Source organism: Psychrobacillus sp. FSL H8-0487 (assembly GCF_038008385.1).
GTDB classification, from domain to species: Bacteria; Bacillota; Bacilli; order Bacillales_A; family Planococcaceae; genus Psychrobacillus; species Psychrobacillus psychrotolerans.
Genome location: NZ_JBBOZA010000001.1, coordinates 1,682,962 through 1,709,629, shown reverse-complemented (window position 1 = coordinate 1,709,629; position 26,668 = coordinate 1,682,962). Strand labels below are relative to the sequence as shown.

At 35.8% G+C, this 26,668-nt stretch carries 28 protein-coding genes and 1 riboswitch; of the genes, 14 read left to right on the top strand and 14 right to left on the bottom strand.

The window, feature by feature from the left end:
• Positions 1 to 21 precede the first annotated feature (21 nt).
• Positions 22 to 900, bottom strand: coding sequence for an AraC family transcriptional regulator (locus MHI47_RS08435; protein ID WP_340762191.1), 879 nt, complete (start codon positions 898 to 900; stop codon positions 22 to 24).
• Positions 901 to 1,225: 325 nt separating this feature from the next.
• Positions 1,226 to 2,692: a DHA2 family efflux MFS transporter permease subunit gene (locus tag MHI47_RS08430; RefSeq protein WP_340830429.1), complete on the bottom strand. Its 1,467-nt coding sequence runs from the start codon at positions 2,690 to 2,692 to the stop codon at positions 1,226 to 1,228.
• A gap of 181 nt (positions 2,693 to 2,873) precedes the next feature.
• Between MHI47_RS08430 and MHI47_RS08425 the strand changes: the two genes are divergently transcribed.
• Both MHI47_RS08425 and MHI47_RS08420 read left to right on the top strand, forming a co-directional pair.
• Positions 2,874 to 3,746 (top strand): TetR/AcrR family transcriptional regulator, encoded by an 873-nt coding sequence (locus tag MHI47_RS08425; protein ID WP_340830427.1) that lies wholly within the window; start codon positions 2,874 to 2,876, stop codon positions 3,744 to 3,746.
• 11 nt (positions 3,747 to 3,757) lie between these two features.
• Positions 3,758 to 4,027: a hypothetical protein gene (locus tag MHI47_RS08420; RefSeq protein WP_340830426.1), complete on the top strand. Its 270-nt coding sequence runs from the start codon at positions 3,758 to 3,760 to the stop codon at positions 4,025 to 4,027.
• Between the two features lie 36 nt (positions 4,028 to 4,063).
• Here MHI47_RS08420 and MHI47_RS08415 read toward each other — a convergent pair whose 3' ends face one another.
• On the bottom strand, positions 4,064 to 6,166 hold the full coding sequence (locus tag MHI47_RS08415; RefSeq protein ID WP_340832017.1) for an RNA degradosome polyphosphate kinase: 2,103 nt from the start codon (positions 6,164 to 6,166) through the stop codon (positions 4,064 to 4,066).
• Positions 6,166 to 7,713, bottom strand: a complete 1,548-nt coding sequence (locus MHI47_RS08410) for a Ppx/GppA family phosphatase (RefSeq protein ID WP_340830424.1) — start codon at positions 7,711 to 7,713, stop codon at positions 6,166 to 6,168. The genes MHI47_RS08415 and MHI47_RS08410 overlap by 1 nt, the downstream gene beginning before the upstream one ends.
• Before the next feature lie 147 nt (positions 7,714 to 7,860).
• On the opposite strand from MHI47_RS08410, the gene MHI47_RS08405 reads away from it, so the two are divergent.
• Positions 7,861 to 9,141, top strand: a complete 1,281-nt coding sequence (locus MHI47_RS08405) for an MFS transporter (RefSeq protein WP_340764437.1) — start codon at positions 7,861 to 7,863, stop codon at positions 9,139 to 9,141.
• Positions 9,142 to 9,185: 44 nt separating this feature from the next.
• Here MHI47_RS08405 and MHI47_RS08400 read toward each other — a convergent pair whose 3' ends face one another.
• The 4 genes from MHI47_RS08400 to MHI47_RS08385 all read right to left on the bottom strand — a co-directional run bounded on the left by MHI47_RS08400 (position 9,186) and on the right by MHI47_RS08385 (position 11,913).
• A complete protein-coding gene (locus tag MHI47_RS08400) occupies positions 9,186 to 9,854 on the bottom strand; it encodes a phospholipid phosphatase (protein WP_340830423.1) in 669 nt (222 codons plus the stop codon).
• Positions 9,855 to 10,128: 274 nt separating this feature from the next.
• Positions 10,129 to 10,611: a PaaI family thioesterase gene (locus MHI47_RS08395; protein WP_340830421.1), complete on the bottom strand. Its 483-nt coding sequence runs from the start codon at positions 10,609 to 10,611 to the stop codon at positions 10,129 to 10,131.
• Positions 10,612 to 10,676: 65 nt separating this feature from the next.
• Entirely contained in the window at positions 10,677 to 11,453 is a 777-nt protein-coding gene (locus MHI47_RS08390) for a carbon-nitrogen family hydrolase (RefSeq protein WP_340830420.1), read from the bottom strand.
• Between the two features lie 97 nt (positions 11,454 to 11,550).
• Complete coding sequence (locus MHI47_RS08385) at positions 11,551 to 11,913, bottom strand: hypothetical protein (protein ID WP_093534504.1); 363 nt, start codon at positions 11,911 to 11,913, stop codon at positions 11,551 to 11,553.
• A gap of 767 nt (positions 11,914 to 12,680) precedes the next feature.
• On the opposite strand from MHI47_RS08385, the gene MHI47_RS08380 reads away from it, so the two are divergent.
• Positions 12,681 to 13,865, top strand: a complete 1,185-nt coding sequence (locus MHI47_RS08380; protein ID WP_340830419.1) for a pyridoxal phosphate-dependent aminotransferase — start codon at positions 12,681 to 12,683, stop codon at positions 13,863 to 13,865.
• A 141-nt stretch (positions 13,866 to 14,006) separates the two neighbouring features.
• On the opposite strand, the gene MHI47_RS08375 is transcribed toward MHI47_RS08380, so the two are convergent.
• Together MHI47_RS08375 and MHI47_RS08370 are read right to left on the bottom strand one after the other, a co-directional pair.
• Positions 14,007 to 14,348: a hypothetical protein gene (locus tag MHI47_RS08375; RefSeq protein WP_093534508.1), complete on the bottom strand. Its 342-nt coding sequence runs from the start codon at positions 14,346 to 14,348 to the stop codon at positions 14,007 to 14,009.
• A gap of 185 nt (positions 14,349 to 14,533) precedes the next feature.
• Positions 14,534 to 15,034 carry a PPC domain-containing DNA-binding protein gene (locus MHI47_RS08370; protein WP_340762178.1) on the bottom strand — a complete coding sequence of 167 codons (501 nt, stop codon included), beginning with the start codon at positions 15,032 to 15,034 and terminating at the stop codon, positions 14,534 to 14,536.
• Positions 15,035 to 15,187: 153 nt separating this feature from the next.
• Positions 15,188 to 15,303, top strand: a riboswitch (SAM riboswitch).
• Positions 15,304 to 15,395: 92 nt separating this feature from the next.
• Between MHI47_RS08370 and MHI47_RS08365 the strand changes: the two genes are divergently transcribed.
• The 6 genes from MHI47_RS08365 to MHI47_RS08340 all read left to right on the top strand — a co-directional run bounded on the left by MHI47_RS08365 (position 15,396) and on the right by MHI47_RS08340 (position 21,132).
• Complete coding sequence (locus MHI47_RS08365) at positions 15,396 to 16,217, top strand: MetQ/NlpA family ABC transporter substrate-binding protein (protein WP_340830418.1); 822 nt, start codon at positions 15,396 to 15,398, stop codon at positions 16,215 to 16,217.
• A 62-nt stretch (positions 16,218 to 16,279) separates the two neighbouring features.
• Positions 16,280 to 17,305: a methionine ABC transporter ATP-binding protein gene (locus tag MHI47_RS08360; protein WP_340830417.1), complete on the top strand. Its 1,026-nt coding sequence runs from the start codon at positions 16,280 to 16,282 to the stop codon at positions 17,303 to 17,305.
• Positions 17,298 to 17,969: a methionine ABC transporter permease gene (locus MHI47_RS08355; protein ID WP_340830415.1), complete on the top strand. Its 672-nt coding sequence runs from the start codon at positions 17,298 to 17,300 to the stop codon at positions 17,967 to 17,969. The genes MHI47_RS08360 and MHI47_RS08355 overlap by 8 nt, the downstream gene beginning before the upstream one ends.
• A 14-nt stretch (positions 17,970 to 17,983) precedes the next feature.
• On the top strand, positions 17,984 to 18,760 hold the full coding sequence (locus MHI47_RS08350) for an enoyl-CoA hydratase/isomerase family protein (RefSeq protein WP_340830414.1): 777 nt from the start codon (positions 17,984 to 17,986) through the stop codon (positions 18,758 to 18,760).
• Positions 18,761 to 18,775: 15 nt separating this feature from the next.
• On the top strand, positions 18,776 to 19,912 hold the full coding sequence (locus MHI47_RS08345) for an alpha-hydroxy-acid oxidizing protein (protein ID WP_340830412.1): 1,137 nt from the start codon (positions 18,776 to 18,778) through the stop codon (positions 19,910 to 19,912).
• Positions 19,913 to 19,938: 26 nt separating this feature from the next.
• Positions 19,939 to 21,132 carry a CaiB/BaiF CoA transferase family protein gene (locus MHI47_RS08340; protein WP_093535684.1) on the top strand — a complete coding sequence of 398 codons (1,194 nt, stop codon included), beginning with the start codon at positions 19,939 to 19,941 and terminating at the stop codon, positions 21,130 to 21,132.
• A gap of 63 nt (positions 21,133 to 21,195) precedes the next feature.
• Here MHI47_RS08340 and MHI47_RS08335 read toward each other — a convergent pair whose 3' ends face one another.
• Positions 21,196 to 22,089 carry a manganese catalase family protein gene (locus MHI47_RS08335; protein WP_093534522.1) on the bottom strand — a complete coding sequence of 298 codons (894 nt, stop codon included), beginning with the start codon at positions 22,087 to 22,089 and terminating at the stop codon, positions 21,196 to 21,198.
• A gap of 19 nt (positions 22,090 to 22,108) precedes the next feature.
• Positions 22,109 to 22,336, bottom strand: coding sequence for a YuzF family protein (locus tag MHI47_RS08330; RefSeq protein WP_093534524.1), 228 nt, complete (start codon positions 22,334 to 22,336; stop codon positions 22,109 to 22,111).
• 108 nt (positions 22,337 to 22,444) lie between these two features.
• Between MHI47_RS08330 and MHI47_RS08325 the strand changes: the two genes are divergently transcribed.
• From MHI47_RS08325 to MHI47_RS08310, 4 genes are all read left to right on the top strand, one after another.
• Complete coding sequence (locus MHI47_RS08325; protein WP_093534526.1) at positions 22,445 to 23,011, top strand: SLOG family protein; 567 nt, start codon at positions 22,445 to 22,447, stop codon at positions 23,009 to 23,011.
• Positions 23,008 to 23,580, top strand: coding sequence for a branched-chain amino acid aminotransferase (locus MHI47_RS08320; RefSeq protein ID WP_340769044.1), 573 nt, complete (start codon positions 23,008 to 23,010; stop codon positions 23,578 to 23,580). The genes MHI47_RS08325 and MHI47_RS08320 overlap by 4 nt, the downstream gene beginning before the upstream one ends.
• 131 nt (positions 23,581 to 23,711) lie before the next feature.
• Positions 23,712 to 24,338 carry a spore coat protein gene (locus MHI47_RS08315; RefSeq protein ID WP_340830409.1) on the top strand — a complete coding sequence of 209 codons (627 nt, stop codon included), beginning with the start codon at positions 23,712 to 23,714 and terminating at the stop codon, positions 24,336 to 24,338.
• Between the two features lie 93 nt (positions 24,339 to 24,431).
• Complete coding sequence (locus MHI47_RS08310) at positions 24,432 to 25,094, top strand: HAD family hydrolase (protein ID WP_093534532.1); 663 nt, start codon at positions 24,432 to 24,434, stop codon at positions 25,092 to 25,094.
• Between the two features lie 111 nt (positions 25,095 to 25,205).
• Here MHI47_RS08310 and hisF read toward each other — a convergent pair whose 3' ends face one another.
• Positions 25,206 to 25,982, bottom strand: coding sequence for an imidazole glycerol phosphate synthase subunit HisF (hisF, locus tag MHI47_RS08305; protein WP_093534534.1), 777 nt, complete (start codon positions 25,980 to 25,982; stop codon positions 25,206 to 25,208).
• A gap of 1 nt (position 25,983) precedes the next feature.
• Positions 25,984 to 26,595 (bottom strand): imidazole glycerol phosphate synthase subunit HisH, encoded by a 612-nt coding sequence (gene hisH, locus MHI47_RS08300; protein WP_340830408.1) that lies wholly within the window; start codon positions 26,593 to 26,595, stop codon positions 25,984 to 25,986.
• Positions 26,596 to 26,668: the final 73 nt, after the last annotated feature.

The following is a 26,668-nucleotide window of genomic DNA, read 5'->3' as shown; positions in this document are numbered from 1 at the left end:
AAGTAGAAAAGTAGGCAGTGATTACTCACTAAAATCTAGATTAATTGGTTGTTTCGGTAAGTTATCTTGGAAAAGCATATTTGTCGAATCTACTTTCTCATTGACTTCTTCAAAACGAAAACCATCTGCCCACACTTTTCCTTTACCAACAAGTAAAACGCCAAAGTGAATGGAAGCACTTTCTTCTGGAACATCTAAAACAATAGAATAGTGATTCCAGTCTGTAGTCCCATGAATAGAGCGACTATCCATATTGTCAAATTGAAGTGTATCACCAGAAACATTGTCAATACGAAGCCAAGCACCACATTTGGTCACTTGTTCAGTTTTTAAGAAGCATGACATTTTTATTCTTTTATTCTTGTAATTTTCTGCCTGAAACCCTTGCATCATTGTCCCAAATTGTTGTTCATTTGCCTCACCCCTAGCAAAAAGCAATCCCGACTTTGTCCCTGTGTGAAATACCTTATCATCTACCGTTAACTCATATAGCTCAGTATAAGAACCACTTAAGTTCCAGCCATTAATCTGTTCCTGTTTGTTCAAATCATTCTCCTCCTTTATTATTCGTACAGCTCTCATCAACTGGCGATACTTTCCTGGAGGCAAGCTGTACACTTCTTTAAACGCTCTTGAAAAAGCCTCTTGAGATTGAAAGCGAAATAAAAAACCAATTGTTAAAATTGATTCTTCCGTTTCTAACAGAAGTGTCGCAGCCAATGCTAATCGGCGTAGACGTATATATTCCACAATTGACTTCCCTGTATCTTTTTTAAATAACCTGGATAAATGAAATTTCGAATATCCAATAACGGAAGTGAAACTATCTAGATTAATATCTTCCGTCAAATTACTCTCTATATAAGAGACTGTCTTTCGCGTTATTTCACTGTAATACAACTCACTCACCTCAAGATAATCATAACGAATAAAAAGAAAGAACTTTTGATAAATATTGCTATATTATCATCAAATTAATAAAATAAACAATGGTCTTCTATTTTGCGACCAAAGAATTCTGATTGCGTGTCACCACATAAGATGAATTTCAGCATTATACGTGGATGATAAGCCGGACAGAGTTAGCCAAAACATAAACAACAACTTTATGTAAATTTATATAGAAAGCCCTGAAAACTTTACTAATCATCGTAAAATTTCCAGGGCTTTCTATTTTTGAGGAGAGTTTTGTTCTCGCCTCGTTTAAAATTTATGCTTCACCTATTTATCTTTTAGATATATCCACTCGTTTGACGAATAGGGATAACACTAAAGCTACAACTGTAACAAGAGTAGCGATGAAGAAAGTGAAATTGATCCCTTCTAACATTGCTTGAGCACCAAGTTGCATTTTAAACTGCGCTAAAGCATCTGTAGCAGTCGGCACATTTCCAGCTTTCGCTGCTTCTTCGAATAAACTTGTACCTTTTGATTCCATTCTAGCATTCATTATCGTGATGAATATTGCAGAACCTATAGCTCCTGAAACTTGCTGTAACGTGTTGTTCACTGCAGTTCCATGAGGATTCATCTTCATCGGTAATTGATTTAGACCATTTGTCATAATAGGCATCATTACCATGGACATACCTAACATACGGATTGTATATACTGCCATGATGTAATAATAATCCGAATCTGCAGCTAAATTACTCATCATATATGTTGCAATCGTTGTAATTATTAAACCGATGACCGCTAACGAACGAGCACCGTATTTATCAAACAACTTTCCTGTTACTGGTGACATTAACCCCATTGCCAATGCTCCTGGAAGCATTAACAAACCAGAATCTAGTGGTGAAATACCGCGAATTGTTTGTACATACAAAGGTGTTAATATCATACCTGAGAACATTGCAGCTGAAACAACTACTGAAATGACAGACGATAATGCAAACATTGGATATTTATAAATACGTAAATTTAATAATGGTTCATCTAGTTTTAATTGTCTTAGGACAAAAATTACAAGAGCAATTACTCCGATTGCGATTGTACTATATACAATCGGTGCATCCCATCCTTTATCTCCTGCAGAACTAAATCCATATAATAGACCGCCAAAACCGATTGAAGATAAACCTAGTGATAAAATATCTAGTTTCATATCTTTGTTCGGAGTAATATTTTTTAACTTGAAAATCGCAAATATCAATACGATAACAGCCAATGGTAAGATTAACTCGAACAATACTCTCCAAGTGTAATGTTCAATGATGAAACCTGATAATGTTGGTCCAATTGCTGGAGCCATAATCATTACTAGACCAAATAATCCCATTGCTGTCCCTCTTCGTTCAATAGGGAATGCAGTCAACATAACATTCATTAACAAAGGCATCATTACTGCTGATCCTGCCGCTTGAATCATACGAGCTAATATAAGGACCCAAAACTCTGGTGCAATAGCCGCCAAAAATGTACCTAATGAAAATAAGGTCATTGCGGTAATAAATAACTTTCTGTTCGAGAACTTAGTTACAAAATACGCACTCGCAGGTATTAAAATACCATTGATAAGCATGTATCCCGTAGTAAGCCATTGAACAACTGACGCTTTAACATCAAATTCAACCATAATAGTAGGTAAAGCTACGTTTAATAACGTATTATTTAAAAAAGCTATGAATGCTCCTACAAATAGGATTGCAATCATGGCATATGGGGGTTTTTGTTGCGTTTCGTTCATTCTTATTTATCCTCCTAAAATTTTGTGCGTATTTTCCACTAGTTGTATACTACTTTGAACATTTTATACCCTTAGTCCAAAAAATGCAATCGCAAAAAACGCTTACATCTTTAATTTGTTGATTTAATAGTGTTTGTTTTGTATTATGATACTAGACTTGTAGTATAAAAGGTGTGTAAATATGAAAAATAGAAAGCATCAAGTATTATTGACTGCTCAAAAATTATTTATAAAAAATGGATTCGCCGCAACTTCTGTCCAAGATATAATAAATGAAAGTAAAATATCAAAAGGTACATTTTATAATTATTTTTCGTCAAAGAACGAATGTATCATTTCTATAATTGACAACGCAAAGGAAGAAACGGATCTGAAGCGTAGGGAATTATTGATACATCAAGATATCAATAACAAAGACATATTAATACAGCAATTAATAGTCCGCATGGATGTATACAAAGAACGAAACTTAGTACCAATTTTTTTAGTTATCTTCCACTCACAAGATTCAGAGCTAAGGGATATTATCAAAAAAAATCATTATGAAGAAGTAAAATGGTTAGCCAAAAGGATAGTAGATGTATACGGGGCAAAATCACGGAAATGCTCAGTAGATAGCGCTATCTTGTTATTAGGAATGATTCAACAGATGCAGCATCCTTGGACAGTTAAATCTAAAGAAGTTTCTACTGTCGAACTAGTTAACTATGTGATGAACCGTATGGATTCACTAATGGGAGATTTAGTGGAGTCCGATGAAGTTATTATTGACACGTTTGTTTTTAATCATTTTTATGATGAAGTTCGGATTACTAAAGAACATGTGATTCAATTAATCCAGACATTTAAAGAAACAAATGAGAAAAAATTGAAGCTACAGGAAATTGAATTGATGAACTTCATCATCGATGAACTAAAAAGTAATAACACTAGGAAGTTTCTTTTGGAAACAGTAGTAAATAGCTTTTCAAATACGATGAACAATACAGCGCAGTCACTTGAAATAAAAGAAATAGCCTCGAATATTTGGCAGGTAATTGACTCTCTTTCATAAGGAGGTTTGACATGAAAAACAAAGTAATCGAACAGTATGAAGCAGATGAAAATATGATGATCCAAATTTATGTCCAATGGTGTATAAATCATGATATTAATCCTTTAGAGCTTTATAATAGAGCATATCCCAACCAAGCTTCCAACAATGTTATTCTAGAACTAATGGAAACTACAGAGAAAAATTCAACCATTATTGATACACGCACTGTTTTGGATGTACTTCAATTATTCGGAAATGACGATCTTGCTTATGTAGTTTCAGAAGAGGATAAAAAGTAACTTAAGGAGCTGAACCAATGGTTTCAGCTCCTTTATCTATTCCTCTGGTATATACTTTCGTGATTTTTCTAATAAGATCTGCTGACTATCTACTTCGCATTCCGTTTTGTCTTTATAGTGATATTTTCCATTTTGATCTTGGACTCGCGCTTTAACGTTGTCTCGTAATTCTAAATCTAAAATTTCCATTACTCTCTTTTTAATAGAAGGAGATAATACTGGAAATAATATCTCTACGCGCTTTACCATATTTCTAGTCATCATATCCGCTGAGGATAGATATAATCGCGATGCTCCATTACGATAAAACCAGTAAATTCTAGAATGTTCTAAAAATCTTCCAACTATACTCGTCACATTTATATTCTCACTAACTCCTGGAACTTTAGGTAACAAACAACAAGTTCCCCTAACTATTAAATCAATTTTCACTCCAACAGAAGAGGCTTCGTATAACTTTAATATTAAATCTTTATCAGTAAGGGAATTCATCTTTAGTTTTATATGTCCATTATGAAAAGCCTTATGGTACTCTATCTCCTCATCTATTAAACTAATGAATTTATCTCGAATATCAAATGGTGAAACGACTAATTTATCATAGTTAGGTTTGTCGGTATATCCACTGAGGAAATTAAAAAATTGGGTGGCATCTGAACCAATTTTTTTGTTTGCCGTAATAATTCCCATATCAGTATATGTTCTTGCAGTTTGATCATTATAATTTCCTGTACCGAGATGGACATATTGCTCAATTCTATTGTTCCTTCTTCGAACAACTAATGTTATTTTGGAATGCGTTTTTAAATTATGCATGCCGTAAATTACGAGACACCCTGCTTTTTCTAACTCCTTTGCCCACTGCACATTATTTTCTTCATCAAAACGAGCTTTTAACTCTACTAACACAGTCACCTGTTTTCCATTTTCTGCAGCACGCTTTAATGCAAGAATTACAGGAGAATTCCCACTAACACGGTACAAAGTTTGCTTGATAGCCAATACGGAGGGATCGTCAGCTGCCTTTTCGATGAAATCTATGATTGGCTGAAAAGATTCATAGGGATGATGAAAAAATAAATCTTGTTTTTGAAGCTTCGCAAAAACATCTTCATCACTAGCTATGTCTAGTGGTGGTTGTGGTATAAAAGGTTCATAGAATAAGTGCATATGCTTCCCTTTAAAAATTTTAATGAAGGAAAACAAAAAAGTTACATCTAATGGGCCATCTACTTTATAGACATCCTCTGGTTGAATTTCTAGCTCGTCCAGCAAGTAATTTAATAACTTAGGCTTTATTTCACTTACTTTTACTTCTAATCGGCTAACTGCGCCCCACTTCCGTTTTTTCAATTCTTTTTCTATCTCAATTAATAAATCTCGCGCCCCCTCTTCATGGAGAGTTAAATCTGCATTACGTGTTATTCTGAAAGGGTTCGCATGCTTCACATGGTACCCATGAAAAAGCTTGGAAATATGTTCAATAATGACATCTTCAAGCAGGACAGCTACAAATGAACCATCAACTGTAGAAACTTGGATAAAACGCTTTAGAACAGACGGTACTTGTACAATGGCAATCTTATTTTGTTCCACTAAATCATATTGATTGTCTTCAATCATGACTAAAATATTCATTGTTTTACTCAACAATATAGGAAATGGACGGTATGCATCTACCGCGATCGGTGTTAAAACAGGAAAAATTTCTTCTTCAAATAATTTCTGCAGTTCCTTCTTTTGAGCGGTAGTTAGTTCACTATATTTAACTAAAGAAATCCCTTGCTTTGGGAGTTGTTTTTCAATTAGTTCTTTATAGATTTTCATTTGCCTCGAGGCTAATTGTTTTGTAATAGATGCAATACGATTTAACTGCTCTTTTGGTGTCAACCCTGCTTTGTTTTCAGGTTTATTGAATCCTGCACGAACCTGATCTTGTAATCCTGCTACACGAACCATAAAAAACTCATCTAAATTGGAACTAAATATAGCCAAAAACTTCATCCGCTCTAAAAGAGGATTCGACTCATCTTCCGCTTCTTCGAGAACTCGCTCGTTAAAAGCTAGCCAGCTGATTTCTCTGTTATTATAATAGGCATAGTCATTAAAAGGATGTTTTTCTACAGTCTTATTAGTCATCACTCAATTTCCTCCATGTCTAAAAACTTCAACTCCACTTCTACATGAACTATTTTCTCTAAATGTTTTTTCAGTTTTTCAGCTTGGTATTGTTCTAAAATATTATTTCCAACAACTAAAAATATAAATTCAATTTTATCCATGGATCTTTTAATGGAAACATTCTTTATATGAGATCTTCCAAGGACGTCCATCCCTTTCGTAAAACGGATTAATGCACCAATATCTCGAAGTTGCTTACTTTCCGTACTATTAATAGTATGTGGATAGAGGTCTATATATTGTTTAAAGGTATCTTTATTTTTGTACGATGCAAGTAAGGCTAATTTCAAGCGATCCTTGTTTGAAATCCCATCTATTGTTAAATTAGTTAACAGATAAAAAGTATGCTGACTAGATGCCTCCTGATCAATTTCCTTTCCAATATGAAATAGTTGGTAGGCATATTGAAGTAAGGCATCATTTTGCATTGGGGTAATATAACCCCATTGTCCAAATTTGTTATATATCGAAGAAAATATTTCATATAGATGAAGTGATATATGTTCATCAACATGAAATTTCCCTAACACATGCCGAACAGCATTTTTTGTTACACTATTAACGTTAAAATCATCTGGAAAATATTTTATAAGCTGAGCGTAAATTACCCCTTCCCTCAGTCCTTTTTTGCTATATATAAAGACCATACTTTGTACCACTTCCATAAATACGCGAAAAGTTTCTAAAGCAGGTACAATAATATCCGCTCGATCACTGGATAAGCCATCTATTTTCTTTAACCCTTCTAAAGATGATTGGGTGAATTTATAACTTATTTCCTGCAAATCCACTGCGCTTAACTCGTATTGGTGAGTTCCATGCAAAGAATTGTTTTTTCTTTCCTGATCTACTTGTGCTATATTACGTGCGCTGCCCCCAATAGCAATGATTGGCACTTGCAAATTATGTAACCATTCAAGCGATTGAAATTGTTCTCTAACAAATTCTAAAAGCGATATCTTTTCCTCTGTTGTCATAAAACCGTTCGTTATAAATCTCTTTTTTAATGAAACTGCTCCAAATGGGAAACTATGCGAAAACTTCATTTCTTTGTTTTCAAAGTATGTAACTTCCGTACTTCCTCCACCCATATCGATCGTTACAGCTGTGGGGATACTAGTAGAATGTATTACTGCTAAATAACCATAATATGCTTCTTCTTTAGCAGATATTATAGTTACTTTTATGTCTGTTTGTTGTTTAACCTTGGTTATGATAGTTTCACGATTTTCCGCTTGCCTAACAGCCGCAGTAGCAGCAGCAAATACATCGGTTACTGATAAATCATCTAAAATTTTTTTGAAATTAAATAATGTTTCTATTAAAAGGTGAATACCTTCTTCACTTAAATTTCCAAATGTATCAATATGCATACTTAAGCGTGCTACGGTTTTATAATTATAATGTTCTACTAACCCCTCTTTACTGCTATAACTAAAAACTACTAGACGTATAGAATTGGAACCGATATCTATTATTGCTTTTTGTTCACTAATAGGTTTCATAAAATCTACTCCTTTATATAAAGTTTATTCCTTATTTCTCCTCTTCAATATTAATAATGTAAATTTAAGTTATTTTTCTGAATTATTTATACTCCCCTTTATTTATTTGATGTACAATAATTTATAACAAGGCTTGGAGGGATGAAAATATTGAAAAAATTCACAAAAGAAGAGAATAGCTGGTCTCTTTATGATTGGGGCTCTTCTGCCTATTCAATCACTATTACTACAGCTGTTTTCCCTATCTTTTACAAAGCATCCGCAACAGCTGGGGGGGTTGATGCAGCAGATTCCACAGCATATCTCGGATATACAATTGCTATTTTTACTTTTATACTTGCCTTGATAGGACCAATTCTAGGAACAATCGCAGATTATCGTGGGATGAAAAAGAAATTTTTTACTTTTTTCTTTGTGTTAGGAGTTACATTTACTACGATGTTAGCATTTGTGCCTTTTGATAACTGGCTATTATTATTAATCTTTTATACCCTTGCCGCACTCGGTGCAACTGGAGCAAACGTCTTCTATGACGGCTTTATTGTTGACGTCACAACCAATGAACGGATGCATAAAGTCTCTTCACGTGGTTATAGCCTTGGTTATATTGGGTCCACTATTCCATTTTTACTTAGTATTGTCATTATTTTATTGGCTCAGAGAGAAATTATCCCTATTTCGTCGACAAATGCTAGTCGAATTGCATTTGTAATAACAGCGGTCTGGTGGGTTATATTTTCTATCCCAATGTTCAAAAATGTAAAGCAAATTCACTTTGTGGAGAAAGAAGGAAATTTAATCGTTGAAAGTTTTAAACGATTAGGAAACACCTTCAAAGAAATTAGACAATATCGCACAGTATTTTTGTTTTTACTAGCATACTTTTTTTATATTGATGGAGTTGGTACGATTATTTCCATGTCTACAGCTTATGGATCTGATTTAGGATTGAGTGCAACAAGTTTACTTATAGTCCTATTTGCCACTCAAGTTGTCGCTGGACCTTTTGCACTTTTATATGGGAAATTAGCTTCTAAATTTACGGAAAAGAAAATGCTATATGTGGGGATCATTGTTTATATTATTGTATGTAGTTATGCATTTTTCTTAGATACTATAGTTGACTTCTGGATCTTAGCAATGCTTGTCGCCACTTCTCAAGGCGGTATTCAAGCCCTTAGTAGATCCTATTTCGCTAAAATAGTTCCAAAAGAAAATTCCAATGAGTTTTTCGGATTTTATAATATCTTTGGTAAATTTGCATCTATTATGGGACCGCTATTAGTAGCTATTACTGCACAAGTAACAGGAAACTCTTCCTACGGAGTATTTAGTCTGATAATACTATTCATTATTGGCTTTATCATTCTAACAAAAGTTCCAGAACCAAAAACTGCACCTCCTGTGGATCAAATCGTAAACAGTTAGGCTGTTAAGGCATACTAGAATCTAGTATGCCTTTTATCCTGATGCTATTTATCATGAAGCTGTCCTGTTATCAAACGTCGTTTAGTCCATATTAATGTAAAGATTAAAAACAACTCAAATGCATTCGTCACTGCTCCACTTTCTATATTAAGAGGTACGGCACTTCCAATAGTCATAACTATGGCACCTATAAAGAAAATCGGCCATTTTGTTTTTTTCCATACGATTGCACTCGCTACAATAAGAATAAGTGTTACAAATAACACCATAATTGGCGGGCCTGTCGCTTCCTCCACATTCGAATAGCTGACGACACCATACTCCTTCACCACTTCAATTTCCAATCCAACAACCTCTACTAAAAATTCAAAAACCATTAAACCAATCGTATAAATAATACCTACTATAACTAACCATTTTTTCTTTGCCCATTCAATTCCACTTTCTCGTAGTGTTCCTATTGAATACATTACAAGTAGTGGGGTTATTAAAGCGTGCAAGCAAAAACGAGAGAAGTTTAAGCTTTCCAATAATTCTCCTTCGCCAATCCACTTGCCTGTTGCTAGTATCAAATTATCATAAATCAGTGGGAGTATAACTATATAAATAACACTGCTCCATTTGGCCAACTCTTGCTTTCTTATACCATATAATCCCCATATCAATAATGCCGTATATAAAAATGTATAAAGAATATATAAAAACGTATCCATTCAATCGTCCTCCTTTCTATTCCATTCCCATATTCCAAAAAATTTAATCAGAAAATTAAAAAACCAAGCAAAAACCGCCTAGTCCTTTAACGTCATATCCTGATTCTTTCGTTTTCTAGGAGCCTTTTAGGATAACAAGAGAAAGTTACTTACATGTCTTATTTCATAAATTTTTCCTGTCTCTTTTAGTTTCGCTTTCTTATAGTATTACTCAATATGTCAAAAAAACCTGCACTAAAGACGTATTGTTTTAGTTGCAGGTTTTATAATTATTCTATTGTTTTCCAAAAGTATTAGGCATCACTACAGCAAGAACTTCACCGCGAGCGCATAGTTCTTCTCCCGCAAATACTTCTGTTATTACCTTGAATTTCTTTGGATGAATTTCTTCTACTTTGCCAACTGCTTTAAGAGTAACTTTTTGAGGTGTTGGCTTTAGGAAATCGACATGAAGTGAGCCAGTTACGAAACGAGGCGGCGTTTCTCCACTTCCTGGTTCAAACCCATTTTTTCGATGTAATGCGAGTGAAGCAGAGCCAGTTCCATGACAGTCTACCAGTGCCCCTATTAGACCCCCGTATACAAAGCCAGGTATAGCAATATGTTCTTCCTTCGGTTCATATATAGTTACTGTATGTTCCCCATCCCAGGCAGTACGGAAATGATGCCCATCTTTGTTCATCCTTCCACAACCGTAACACCAAGCAAAATCCTCTGGGTACTCATCTTGAATAGCGCGAATTTTTTCTACCATCATAACTCCCCCTTTAGAAAACCATACAAAAAAGCTACCCGTACGTCAATACAGATAGCGAGATTCTATTAATAGATGTCCACTCTGCGATCCTGAAAAACAGGGATCCTCTTTCTAACTTCATCCACTTCATCTAAGTTAATTTCTACTAGTCCGATTGTTTCTTCCTCTGCTCCAAGCCAAAGAACTTCACCCCATGGCGCAATTACCATCGAGTTTCCATTAAACGAATTGTTCAGATCTTCTCCAACTCGATTTACTGCTACGATGAAACACTGATTTTCAATCGCACGAGCTTGCAATAATATTTTCCAATGATCTATTCTTCCAGCTGGCCACTGTGCGGGTACAAATATAACTTTAGCTCCAGCCAATGAATGTGTTCGGAACCACTCTGGAAAACGTAAATCATAACAAATAACGCCGCCCATATCGACATCATTTAACGTAAAGATATTTTTGTCTGTTCCCGCCTCTAGATAAAGATGCTCATCCATTAATTTAAACAAATGTGCTTTATCATATTCGGCTATTACCTCACCAATATTATTCACGACATACATCGTATTAAAGAAATGATTACCTCTTTTCGTAGAAACGGATCCGCCAATGATATGAATATGTAATTCTTTAGCTAATCGCGCGAGGAGACTTTTAGTATCTTCGCCGTTTACATCAGCTATTTCTTCAAGATTCGTTAAATCATAACCCGTATTCCACATTTCAGGTAATACAACGATTTCTGCATTCAGCATCGCAGCTTTTCGCACCTTTTCTTCTACTTTTCTAAAGTTTTCCTTCGGATCCCCAAAAGCTATATTTAACTGAACACATGCAATTCTCATTTTGACACTCCTAAAGACATAATTATTAAAAGGTTATAAGATTTGACGGATAAATGCAACTATTCTTGTAAATCAAACAATGAATTCGTTGCTTTATTTAATATTCCCCTTTCTCCATAAAAGTCCGTATTTCTTCTATTTCTCCTTTTAATCTTTTATCCGCAGAGTCTAAAGATTGTTTGTTATCTACTTTGCTAATGAGACCTTCCACCAACGTATCTAGTAATCGTTCATCATCACTGAGTTCTCCATCACTTAACTTTGAGTCATACTTTTCTTTGTATTCATTAAAAGTTTCCCATTCTTCGCTTGTCGGCTCTCTGTCCATTTCTAATGAGGTTTCAATAGTAGTAAGCACCTGCTCAACATCGCCATGCATTTCTGCTTTAATATTCTCGTTAACGGATCCACATGCTGTTACTAGTAAGGTTAGTGTAAGAAGTATTAATAATCGTTTCATCTAACAACACCCTTCTTTTGAAAATTGTAATCTGCCATGGAATTGCACTATGCATGGGGTGCAATTCTGGACTTACGTTTAATTTTAAAGTCCACTATTTCTAAGATAATTCGTATTAATAAAACACCTAGACTATGTGCCTAAGTGCTTTATTGGGGTACTTGGAAGGTCAATATTGCAACAGATAATATAGTACATAGAACCATCCAAAGAAACCATGAATAATCGCCCACAGTATCGACTTGTTAACTGTCCATGAGATAACTATCGCCAATATTACTCCAAATCCAATTCCGCCAGATGTTACCGACCTCTGTCTAATCGCACCCATCCTATCCTTTTGGCAGTCCTATCTTAATATATTCCTAGTAGGCAACACCTTATGCCAAGACACGCAAAATCATCCGTAATACTTTTTGAAGCTATTAGTATCTTATTAAGCGGTTTTCAGTGAATTACGAAGGGAATTATTTAAAAAGTGGGCGTAAGTGACATCAAGGCAATCTTTTGGAGCTCTAATTTGATGGTTAGTTGGAATATTGGTACGTTTTGTTGGAATTTTAGGCTTTCTAGTTGGAATTATCGTCATGCTAGTTGGAAAAATGTAATACAGGAAAAAGATGTCCAGTCCTACACGTCCAAGCATGAAAAAAGATTCACATTTTAAAAATCAATAACTATAAAAACCAACCAATACATAGACAAGCTATTTATTTTTGTTAGAATAAAAATACAAATGCAACTTTTTAGAAAACGAGGTTTTGTACATGGAATTTTCAAACCGTTTAAACAATCTACCTTCTCAGTTCTTTGCTACACTTGTCAAAAAAGTGGGAGATGCAGTTCTAGAGGGTCGAGATGTGATTAATTTAGGACAAGGTAATCCTGATCAGCCCACTCCCCCACATATTGTGCAAGCAGTCCAAGAAGCGGCCGCTAATCCACTAAATCATAGGTATAGTCCCTTTCGTGGAACGGGGGATTTTAAAAAAGCAGCATCCAATTTTTATAAACGGGAATATAATGTAGATATTGACCCTGAAACGGAAGTGGCAATTTTATTTGGAACGAAAATTGGGTTAGTAGAACTCCCATTAGCTTTGATGAATGAGCATGAGTTAATGTTACTTCCAGACCCTGGTTATCCTGATTATTTATCGGGAGTAGGATTGGCAAATGTCGAGTTTAATACTATGCCATTACTGGGGGAAAATAATTTCCTGCCGGATTATAGCTCATTAACAGAACAACAAAAACAACAAGCAAAACTTATGTACTTAAATTATCCAAATAATCCTACTGGCGCTATCGCTAATTTAGACTTTTTCCAAGAAACTGTTACATTGGCAAAAGAAAATGATATTGCTATTGTCCATGATTTTGCATATGGAGGAATAGGTTTTGACGGTGTGAAGCCAGTAAGCTTCTTACAAGCTGATGGAGCAAAAGACGTTGGTATCGAAATGTACACACTGTCCAAAACTTATAATATGGCTGGTTGGCGCGTTGGTTTTGCAGTTGGAAACTCTAAAATCATTGAAGCTATTAATATTATTCAAGACCACTTATTTGTTAGTATCTTCCCTGCTGTTCAAGATGCTGCAACTGTTGCTTTGAACGGTAGCCAAGCATGTGTAAAGGAACTGGTTAATCTATATGAAGGCAGACGGAATGCTTTAGTCGAAGCTTGTACTAGCATTGGATGGAAGGTGACTGCACCGAAAGGATCCTTCTTTGCTTGGCTACCAGTCCCTGATAATTATACGAGTGAAGCTTTTGCAGATTTATTGTTACAAGAAGCTGACGTAGCGGTTGCTGCTGGTAATGGATTTGGGTCATCCGGCGAAGGATATGTTCGAGTAGGATTGTTAGTGGATGAAGACCGATTGAAAGAAGCAATTACAAGGATCGGAAAGCTTAATTTATTTGGCTATGTTAAAGGCAAAGGTTGATTTGAAATGCACATAAAAAAATGAGCTGGAATATATCTCCACGCTCATTTTACTTTGGTGTATGTTTTTACTAAAACACCCGTTTGTTTAAGTGTATTTATTCACATAGAACTATCCAAAATAGTTCTATGTATGCAAGTTCTAATAATCTAACTGCTTTAAGCTCAATAATAAACCATCATCTGTAATTTTTTTAACCATGAATGAATTTAACTTTCTGTCAATTTTTTTATCCATTTTATCTGCATTACTGAATGAATTTCTTACTGCATCTATTGCATAAATAAGAATTGATAACACACCCGCACTTCCTAATGCCACTCCTATACTTTCGTTCTCTGGAAGATGAGTATCCATAATCTTTCTTACTTCTTTATAATAGTCTCCTTTAATAAGGATATATTCAGATTTTGCCTCTAAACCTGCTAATAACTCAGTTCGATTATGTGCTTCATAAGCTTCTATACCATTCACTTTGTACATAAAAAATCCCCCTTTCAAGTGTCATAATAATAATTTACGAATATAAACAAACTAAAGTTCCGCTTTTTTCTAATTTTATTTATTCGACTAAACCGCTGCGTTAGTTTAAGTGTAACACTTTTAACATAGCGATTTATTTTAACAAAAATGCCGCCCATTAAATGAGGCGGCATTTTCTATTTGTGTTAAAGCTGATTAGGTTTATCTTTTTTCTTTTCTACCGGATAAAACTGATTTGCTCCTGTTTCTTCATCAAACTTCCGCTGAAAATCCATACCAATAGTTTCTGCCAACACTAAATCTACTGTAATAACAGGATTTTCACCTTTCATAAAATGACCACCAAAAATATTGCCATATTGGTCACATATTGTCCCATGGAAATGTGTTTCAAACTGTCCATCTCTTTGACAGACAACTCCCGTCCCCTGCAAAAACTCGATTGGCCCCTCTTTGACAACGAGGTTATTGTACCCTACACCTATGGGTGAATCTTCGTTTGGTATCAAATAAACAAATCCACTTCTTTGAAAACTTCCAAAACAACTAAGAATTGTAGCAGAATTAATTCCATTCACTTTACACAATTCCTCTATTCCTTCTAGCAAATCAGTTCCATATACTAAACGCGCTCCTACTACCTTTCCTAGCTGACCAACTGCAAAGTTTGCTCTTACTTTTGACAACGCTTACACACCCTTTTTGTATAATTATTTATTTTTATTAAACATATACTATTTAGAATGTTATACGCAACTACAAAAAAAGTAGGTTGACTTTAATAAGTTGATGTAGTAAATTATATTTTATGAACTGTTGAAAAACTTAATAGCTGATATCTCTTATCAAGAGTAGCTGAGGGACTGGCCCTATGAAGCTCGGCAACCATCCACCTAATAATCTATGTGGAAAGGTGCTAAATCCAGCAAAACAATTTTGTTTTGATAGATAAGAGAGGACTAACGTATGTATGCGCCTCTCTTTCTTTTGAAAGAGGGGCTTTTATATTTATACAACGTTCTGAATAATTATTTGGAGGAATGGAAAATGAAGAAATTTGGATTTTTATTGTCAACGGTACTTTTATCTGGAGCTCTTGTAGCTTGTGGAGATGATGCAACTTCAGAAACTAAAGCGATTAATGAGGACAAAATAGTAGTAGGTGTAACTGCTGGGCCACATGAACAAATTGTAGAAGTGGCTGCTAAAGTGGCTGCTAAGGACGGATTAGAAGTTAAGCTTAAAGTTTTCTCTGACTATATTTTACCTAATACAGCCTTATCGGAAGAGGATTTAGATGCAAATAGCTATCAGCATGAGCCATTCCTAGATACGTTTAACGAAGACCATGGCACAGATTTAGTTCCTGTAGGAAAAACGATATTAAATCCAATGGGTGTCTATTCAGACAAATATGATTCTATAGATGACCTGCCAGATGGAGCAACTTTTGGTTTACCAAACGATCCTACAAATGGCGCTCGTGCATTATATATTTTAGAAGAAAATGGCTTTATCAAAATTAAAAAAGATAAAAGAGAATCAGCAAGTATTTATGACATTGAAGAAAACCCAAAAAACCTAGAATTTATTGAACTAGAAGCTGCTCAAATCCCGAAACAACTGAGTGAAGTAGATGCAGCTGCCATCAATACAAACTTTGCACTTGAAGCAGGTATTAGTCCAAAAGAGGATTCCATATTACTAGAATCTTCCAATTCTCCTTACGTGAACTATATTGTAGTCCGTGCAGAAAACAAAGATGATCCGACAATCCAAAAGTTTATCAAAGCATATCAATCGGAAGAAGTTAAAAAATTCATCGAAGAAGAGTTTAAAGGTTCAGTTTTACCTAGCTGGGACGAATAATGGAGTCATAAACGTTACCGACTTCGGTAGCGTTTTCTTTAAAAAGAAAGGAAGATCGTGAAATGATTGTATTAGAAAATGTCTCGAAAGAGTTTAATAGTAAAAGTGGAGCTGTAAAGGCAGTAAAACAAGTAAATATACGGGTAAATCAAGGAGAAATCCACGGTGTTATAGGATATAGTGGTGCTGGAAAAAGCACACTAATTCGTTGCGTAAATTTACTGGAAAAACCTACGGAAGGTAAAGTTTTCATAAACGGAGTCGAACTTACTTCCTTACCCCTCCCTAAATTGCGTAAAACTCGCAATAAAGTTGGCATGATTTTTCAAGGATTTAACCTACTTAAAACAGCAACGGTTTATGATAATATCGCCATTCCACTAAAGCTACTCGGCTATAACAAAGACGAGGTAAAAAAACGGGTGGAGCAATATTTAGACATAGTTGGTTTAACTGACAAGCATACAAATTATCCTAACCAGTTATCAGGTGGACAAAAGCAACGTGTTGCTATCGCTCGCGCACTTGCTCAGGAACCTGAAGTATTGCTTAGCGATGAAGCAACCAGTGCACTGGATCCAGAAACAACTGATTCCATCTTAGATTTGCTACTAAAGATCAATCGTGAATTAGGAATTACTATACTCTTAATCACGCATGAAATGAATGTCATTCAAAAAATTTGCGATCATGTATATGTCATGGAAAATGGAGTTATCGTGGAACAGGATACAGCTATCAATCTATTTACGAAGCCTACCCACCCTACTACCAAAAAGTTTTTAAATACAATTAGCCAACGGAATTTATCCAATTCATTGATTGCTCAGTTGAATGTTACAGGCGCAGTCACTCGTTTAACATTTGTAGGGGAAAGTACTGGAAAACCGTTATTGGCAGAAGTTAGTCAAAAATTTAATGTTCAGCCAAACATTTTAACTGCTAATATTATCGAATTGAAGAATGGCATCGTCGGAAATATAGTCGTTCACTTAATTGGCGACAAAGAACAAGTGAAAAACGCTATTAACTATCTAGAAGCACAAGGTGTAGCAACGGAAGAATTGGAGGGACATTCTCATGAGTAGAACAGATCAATTTGTAGAGCAATGGCTACCGATTATTGGTGTATCTGTTGTAGAAACATTTCAAATGGTTAGTATTTCCCTTTTCTTCTCTGTACTAATCGGGATTCCATTAGGTATTTTAATCGTTTTAACTAGACCTGGTCAGGCATTGGCAAATAAGTTTATTTATCAATTAACTAATTTAATCATAAATATTGTACGTTCTATCCCGTTCATTATTTTACTATTCTTCATCTTGCCATTTACAAAACTCATCGTTGGAACAACTATTGGTGTGCAAGGAGTTATCGTGCCATTAGTCATTTATACAGCACCATATATTGCTAGACTAATGGAATCTGCCCTACTTGAAGTGGAGAACGGTGTTATTGAGGCATATACAGCAATGGGTATTAGTACAGGTGCCATCATTTGGAATGTCTTACTTCGTGAAGCTCGCCCTTCTATCGTTTTAGGGTTAACCATTTCAACGGTAAGTTTGATTGGAGCTACTGCAATGGCTGGAATGGTCGGAGCAGGTGGTTTAGGCGACTTGGCATATCGTTTCGGACATTTGCGCTATGAAGTAGATGTTATGTATGCAACAGTAGTCATTTTAATCATCCTTGTCCAAAGTATTCAATCTATCGGAAACCGTATTGCAGCGAATATTAAAAAAGACTAGTAGGAGGGTTACGAATGACAAATCTATTATATGTGGAGCGCAGTGAATCTATCGCAACAGTTGTTTTTAACAGATCAGACAAGAAGAATTCATTCTCACTGGCTATGTTTAAACAGTTAGGTGAATTATTGACTGAACTGGAGAAGGATTCAAAAGTTAAATTATTAATCCTTAAAGGAGTAGATGAAACTGCATTCTCTTCTGGTGCAGATATAACAGAGTTTCTAGAAAATCGTTTCTCTGCTCAAAAAGCAAAAGATTATAATGATGCAACTCTTGAATCTATTGAGAAATTATATCGTTTCCCTAAACCTACTATTGCCCTTATTAAAACATTAGCTATAGGTGGGGGATTAGAACTTGCAAATTCCTGTGACTTCCGATTTGCCTCTTCTGGTAGCAAGCTTGGGATAACCGCTGCAAACATTGGCATTATTTATAATCTCGTTAGTACGAAGCGCTTGGTAAATCTTATCGGTCTTACGAAAGCAAAGGAATTATTGTATACCGCTAAGCTAATCACAGCCGAAGAAGGAAAAGAAATTGGCTTAGTCGATTATATTTATCCATTGGGAGAAATTGAGGAAAAGTGTCTTGAATTCGCTCGTCAAATTATTCGTAAGTCTTCTGTTGCCAACAACGGGATTAAACAAGTAATTCAAGCAATTATTGATGGCGACAACGAAGAAACAGAAGAAATTGAAAAGCTAATTTTAGAATCTTTCAGCTCTGATGACTATAAAGAAGGCATTGAAGCGTTTTTAGAAAAAAGAAAACCAAATTTTTCATAAGAGGTGAACTTTGATATGTCTACGAATGATTTATTATTAAAAAGTATCGAAGCAAGTAAGCATTACCCGATAAATTTTACCGAATTGGAAGCTGCTGCAAAACAAGCATTAGAACCCGGCCCGTTTGGTTATATTCGTTCTTCTGCTGGTGGAGAAGAAACCTACAGGAAAAATACAGATTCCTTTTATAAGTATTCAATCATCCCCCGCTTTTTAACGGATGTGTCTACTTTAAATACAGAAGTAACGATTCTTGGACATACATATCCCCACCCCCTCTTTATAGCTCCTGTTGGAGTCAATAAAATAGCCCATGAAGACGGCGAATTGGCGGTTTCTAAAGCTGCGGCAAAATTGGAATTCCCATATATTCAAAGTACCGTGTCTAGCTATTCTATTGAAGAAATTGCCGCTGAAACAAAGGGAAGTTCAAAATGGTTCCAATTATATTGGTCCTCTCAACAGAAGGAAGTTTCCTTTAGTATGGTAAGAAGAGCAGAAGCTGCAGGTTATAAAGCAATTGTACTTACAGTCGATACGACGATGCTTGGATGGCGTGAGGAAGATATTCGCAATCAGTACTCTCCATTAAAACGCGGTTTCGGACAAGGTAATTATGTGTCTGATCCAGTATTCATGTCCGCACTGAGCGATCATTCTCAAGAAACTATCGTCCATAAAATTATTGAAAATATATACCATCCTACTTTAAACTGGACGAATATTTCCGAGTTACGTGAACATACAACACTACCAATTCTAATAAAAGGAATACTTCATCCGGAAGATGCTAAACTTGCCGTGGAAAAAGGAATAGATGGAATTATCGTTTCTAATCATGGTGGTCGCCAGTTAGATGGTGTTATTGCGAGTATCGATGCCCTTCCGGCAGTAGTTCAAGCAGTTAATGGACGAATCCCTATTTTATTTGATAGTGGAATTAGAAGAGGTTCTGATGCAGTAAAAGCTTTAGCACTTGGAGCAACTGCAGTTTGCATAGGTCGTCCAGTAATATGGGGATTAGCCAGTGGCGGTCAGGAAGGCGTGGAACGCGTGTTAGAAAACTTCCTACAAGAAACTAGAGTTTCTATCTCCTTGAGTGGTGCGCGGAATCTAGAAGAAGTACAAAACCTACAGTTATTTAAGGATTAAGGATTCTATAAGGTGGTAGATTGGTGATGGAACAAGCATTAAATGGAATGAAAGTAGTTGATCTATCTCAAGTTCTCGCTGGACCCTATTGCACCATGGTTTTAGCTGATATGGGTGCAGACGTTATAAAAGTGGAAAAATTCCCAAATGGGGACGACACTCGAAGTATGGGTCCTTATATAAATGAAGAAAGCTATATGTATATGATGGTCAATCGGAACAAACGCGGAATATGCCTTAATTTAAAAACAGATAAAGGTCTTGAGGTATTATATAAACTTATTAAAGAAGCGGATGTTTTTATAGAAAATTATCGACCGGGAGTTACAAAAAAACTAGGCATTGATTATGACACGCTGAAAGCTTTAAATCCCGCTTTGATTTATTGTTCTATATCTGGTTATGGTCAAACAGGCCCGTATAAAGACAAAGGCGGCTATGATATTATGGCGCAAGGTCTTTCTGGTCTGATTGATATGACCGGAGAAAAAAATGGGAAACCTGTCAAAGTTGGAATCGCTATTCATGATATAGCTGCTGCTCAAACGGCCATTCAATCTATTTTGTCTGCCTATATTTATCGACTTAAAAAAGGGACTGGTCAATATATTGATGTCTCCCTTGTAGATTCTGGTCTTGCATGGACTGTGTGGGAAGCCGCAGCATATTTCGGCAAAGGTGAAGTGCCTCAAAGAAATGGAACAGCACATCGTGTTTCTGCTCCCTATCAAGGATTTAAAACACAGGATGGTTTTATCCTTATTGGTGCAGGCAATCAAAAACTCTGGGAAAAGTTTTGTTTACAAGTAGTCCATAAACCACAATGGCTTACAGATGAACGTTTTTTAACAAATAGTATTCGAGCAACTAACGCTAGCCAACTCGAGATGGAGATTGAGAAGGTTCTATGCAAACACCCCTCCTCCTACTGGCTAGACTTGCTAGATACATCGGGCGTACCTTCTGGACCCATCTATTCTTACGATCAAGCTTTAAATGATGAACATATTCTATCGAGAGAAATGATAGTAGATTACGAACATCCTTTAGCAGGTTCAATGAAAACACTAGGGTTTCCAGCTAAGTTTTCCGAAACACCAGGTCAATTTAGAACTCCCGCTCCTCTACTTGGACAGCATAACAAAGAAATACTCACGGAACTTGGATACAACGAACAGGAAACACAGTCATTGCTATCCTCCAAGGTTATCAATAACTAACGTTGGGCCTATCCCATTAAAAAGACCAATTGCACGGAGCAATTGGTCTTTTTAGTGGTAGATTTACATATTAGCCATTAGTCTTTTAGCAATAGCTTCATATTCATCCGGTCCTATTCCAGGTGCAAATTCTTCCGGGAGTGATCTTAAATCAGGAATATCATATCCTTTTGGACTTCCTTCTTTCACAACTAGCTTCTCACCACTCATAGGATTGTTACCTTTCCAAATCTGATTTATATCCTTGTAATCCCCTACATTATTCCACGTAAATAATACATTTCCATACCCTTGCTCTTCATACTTTCTTGCAGTATCAAAAACACGGTTGTCGAGGTTAGGAATTGGAAGCATTTTCGTCACATCTACCCCTGTTGCTATTTCAATCGCTTTTGCATATGCCAAAACATGCGTTCCTCCGCGCACAAGTAAATAGCCGATCATTTCTCTCGCCGTAGGATGATCGGTCATTTCATACACGCGCATTTTGTGTGTTCTAGCACCACATTCTAGAAAGAAGTTATGCAGTAAATCTAACACTAAGTTGCCACTGGAAAATACATAATCACCTCTCCAAGGATTCCCCATAGAATCTCCTGCCAATGAAGTTTGAGCATTTGCTATAAAAGCATACGTATTTCGTTTATCGATAGCATCTTGAAGAGGGGAACTGTTTGGATCACCAGTAAAAGAAGAATTTTTATTTAACAAGTTAATTGTATTTGATACAAGTTCCACATGACCAAACTCTTCGGCAGTAATACTTGCTACTAAATCATAAAATGGTTTTAATTTCTTTCTACCACGGAAATTAAAGGATTGATACATATAGTTATTTAACGTCGACATTTCCCCAAATTTCCCGCCGAGTAACTCTTGAACTGCCGATGCAGCATTTGCATCGCCATATTCAACTCTAGGTAGATCAATTAATAACTTATCCACTCGTTGAAACAAATAACATGCTCCTCTTTTTTTATTTAGTAGGTGAAATCCACACTATTTGCTGTATTCTAATGTAAAATGGAGTTCCACTTACATCTAATACTAGATGATCAGGTGCAATACCTTTAAGTATACCTTGCATGGTACTTCTAGTTGTTTGAATAGCAATCATTTTGTCCTTTAATCCTTTAGCTGCCTGGTAAACATAACCTTCAAATTGACTTACAAATTCGACCGTACCCTGTGGCTTGTCGTTCATGGTCTATCCATCCTTTCCTAACAATCTTACTAGTGTATGACATAAGGTTTTATATGGTTACGAGAACATGCTATGATGGACTAAGACGTTTAGATAAGTTGGGTGATAATGATTAAGAGAATATTAGTAACAGGTTATAAAGCACATGAATTGGGAATATTTAAAGATACTCATGATGGGATTCCTATCATAAAAAAAGCAATAGAAACACAACTTCGTGTTTTGTTGGAGGAAGGTTTAGAGTGGGTAATATTAGGTGGTCAACAAGGTATAGAAACTTGGACTGCCGAGTTAATCCTAGTGCTTAAAGATGAGTATCCGCAGTTAAAGTTTGCCATAATTACCCCATTTTTAGAACAGGAAAAAAATTGGAATGAACAAAAGAAAGAAAAGTATGAGCGCCTATTAAGGCAAGCTGATTATCAGACAAGTGTCACAAAAAAACCGTATGAAGCTCCCTGGCAGTTTATAGAGCGAAATAAATTCGTAGTTCGTAATACCGATGGAATGTTAATAATTTACGACGAAGAAAATGAGGGCTCTCCAAAGTTCATCAAAAAATTAGCAGAGCAATATGCGGAAAAAAATGATTACCGAGTAATTACCATAGATGCATATGATCTTCAATTAATAGCAGAAGAAATAGCAGAAGAAGGAAGGAACCAATTTCTATGATTACAAACAAACTAACTAAAAAGATCGAAGAAGCTACAAACAATGAAATAACATTAACAATGGAGGAAAAAGATTTTGCAGAAAAAAACCTTTTACTCCCTGAAGGATTAAATATTCTTCCACAAGACTTATTTAACGATGCAATTATCGAAAGGTACAATAAAGAAACAGATGAGTTAATAGCTAAAGAGCCCACCTCATTTTTACAAACACCTGCATCCTATCTTAAAGACAATATGCAAGAATATGTTTATTTAGAAGCTAATATGTTGGATGTTGTAAGCGTAGATGCGATTGCAGTTGAATATGATGAAGTGTTTGAAGTTTACACAGCAATGTTTGGTTTATTTATCCAAAAAAAATATACAGCAGAAATTAGAGCATTTTTAGATGAGCATTACAATTCAGAGAAGATGCAATATAGTATAATGTTCGCAGGTAACGAAGGTTTATGGGAAATTAATTTACCGATAAATTATATAAAAGGATTCGATGATTCCTTTACTATGGAAGAAGTTTATCAATTATTATACTCATTAATCTTTAAATTAATGACGAATATTAAATAAGTTTTGATCCGCAATCCCAATAGAATGATATTGGGATTGTTTTTATTTTTTTATAGCTTGCATATTTGATGACTTTTTACTCAAACTACAAAGGATGTTCCATCAAAGTTTCTACAAGGAGGAAAATTGGAATGACACAAAATCCATTTGGACAAGGTCAAACGCATCAAAATATGCAAACTGGTAATATCTCACAAAATATGAATCATGGTGGTCATGAGGTATTTGACGTCCATGAAGTTTTAGGGACTGTTATTTCCGGATTAAATTTAAAAGTACTTCTACGTCCCCATGTAAAAGACCAGGAACTGCTAAGTATTTTAGACCGTCAATATGCATTTGCATTAGACGAATATAATATTACCGTTGAATGCTTTAAAACAGGTGCAGATCCTTCCCATCCAACTACTAGCTATAAAATGCAAACTGGAAATGACTTCATATATGGGATAAAACCTTCCCAACCTAAAAAGCCAATTCAATCTGCCAATGAGCTTTCAGACGAACTGATTTCTGGATACCTTCTTGGGGCCGCTAAAGCTTCCGCAACTATTAAAACTACCGCTGCACTTGAAACAACTAATCCTGTTGTTCGCCGAGTACTTGCAGATTCCATTCCAAATTGTATTGAAATGGCTTATGAGCTCTCTATTTATCAAAACAAGCACCATTATTACCAAGTACCTCAGTTGGATCAACAAAGTATGCAAGCTCTGACGAATTCATATGCCCCTGCACAAGGAAATATGATGAGCTAAATAACAAATTTCGCCCCATGAGATTGGGGCGATTTTTTGTTTGTTCATGTATAATAATTTTATGAATTATTAATGGAGAAAAGGGTGAAATTTATGCGAGTAGCTATTTTTGATTTTGATGGTACTATCTATGCGGAAGAAACATTCACACTACTAATGAAACATTTAAAAGAACACCCTACTTATCATTCCTCATACAAACGTTTTTATCGCGCTATTGTTCCACCGTACATAGCAAATAAGTTAAAGTTATATCCGGACAACAAAATGAAAAAGCGTTCCATGCAATTATATTTAGAGGCATTTAATGGACTGACAAAACAAGAAATGGATATCTATTTTAGTGAAATTAAAGCTACTATGCAGCAAGATTTCAACGCAAAAGTATTAGAAAGACTCAAACGTCACCAGGAAGAGAATATTCATATATTACTAGTATCTGGTGCGTATACGCAGTTTTTAGAACGTGTGACGGATGGTCTCGTGTTCAATCAGATTATTGGAACCGATATATTTTATAAGGACGACAAAGTTTACACAAAGAATGCAATCAACCATGTAAACGGACAGCAAAAAACGTTGAAGGTTCATGAAGCTTTGGATGGTCATCAAATAGATTGGGAAAATAGTTATGCATATGGAGATAGCTTTTCAGACATGCCTGTTTTAGAGCTTGTAGGAAATCCAGTTGCTGTTAGACCCGAGGAAAAGCTCAGAAGCCTAGCAAATGCACGCGGTTGGGAAGTAATGGACTGAGTGCAATAGGAAATTTAATAAATTGTTGGATGACATTTCGGCAGGCTATTCGACCGATTGTCCCTTCTACCAAAAACGACCTAGTCTCCATACCGAGACTAGGTCGTTTTATTAAGTAAGTCGGACATTCACATTCTTTGAATGTAAGTAAGATTTTATTTCTCCAATTGTGTAGTCTCCGTAGTGAATCATGGATGCTACTAAAGCCGCATCAGCTTTACCGTCAGAGAAGACTTCTTCGATATGTTCGATCTTCCCTGCCCCACCTGAAGCGATAATAGGAATATTAACTTTTTCCGATAATAACTTGATCAGCGCTACATCATAACCGTTTTTCATGCCGTCCTTATGGATACTTGTGCAAATAATTTCTCCAGCACCTAAGTCAGCTGCTTGCTGCGCCCACTCCACAACATCCATTCCTGTTTTCTCATGACCAGAATGTGTATAAACTTCCCATCTAATAATTTCTTGGTCATCATTATAGATTGGCATGGCATCTAAGCCTAATACGACACATTGTTTACCATAAATATCTGCTGCTTCCTTCAGTAACTCTGGGCGCATTACTGCCGCCGAGTTGACTCCAACTTTGTCTGCCCCAGCCCGTAGTAAATTTTTAAAGTCATCTACTGTACGCACCCCTCCGATAACGGAAAATGGAATATTTACTTGTTCGGCCACCCTTTGGATCCATTCCAATTTTACATCTTGGTTTTTTAAAGAAGCGGTCGTATCAAGATAGATTAATTCATCCGCACCATCTTCCGTATACTTTTTACCAAGTTCGGCAGGATCACCAATAATAGTAGGATTTCTAAATTGAATATACTTCACTGCTTGATCATTTAGTACATCGATGGCTGGTACAATTCGTTTTCTTAACATCTTATTTATCTCCTTGCTTACAGTAGTTATCTAAAAGTTGGATGCCGTATTTACCACTTTTTTCTGGATGAAATTGTACGCCCATTACTTGTGAATTACCAATAACGGAAGCGAAATTTATACCATAATTTGTCTCTCCTAAAATATCTTCCCGATTTTCCGGCATAGCAAAATAAGAATGCACAAAGTAAAAGTCTGTTTCTTCTGGAATATGTTCAAAAAGAAAATGATTTTGTACATCTGTCACTTGGTTCCAACCCATATGGGGAATTTTCTCCGATTCATCGGTAAATTCAGGTACACTGCCTTTTAGAAATCCGAGGCAATCCACATTTCCTTCCTCGCTCTTTTCTAATAAAAGCTGCATCCCAAGACAGATACCAAGTAATGGAATACCATCTGAAACTCTTTCTTTTAAGTAATCACTTAAACCGCTCCGATCCAACACATCCATCGCCACTTTTGCATTTCCAACGCCAGGCAGGATAAGCTTGGTAATTTCATCGGTATGATCACTAGCTTTTGTAATAAGTTTTGTTTCATAGCCAAGCTGCTTGATCGCTTTTAACACACTATGTAAATTCCCTGCACCATAATCTATAATACCAATCATGTTATTGCCTCCATATTCGTTATGTAACTATTATGACATCTTATGACCAAAAACGGAACAAAAACTTTAGTTC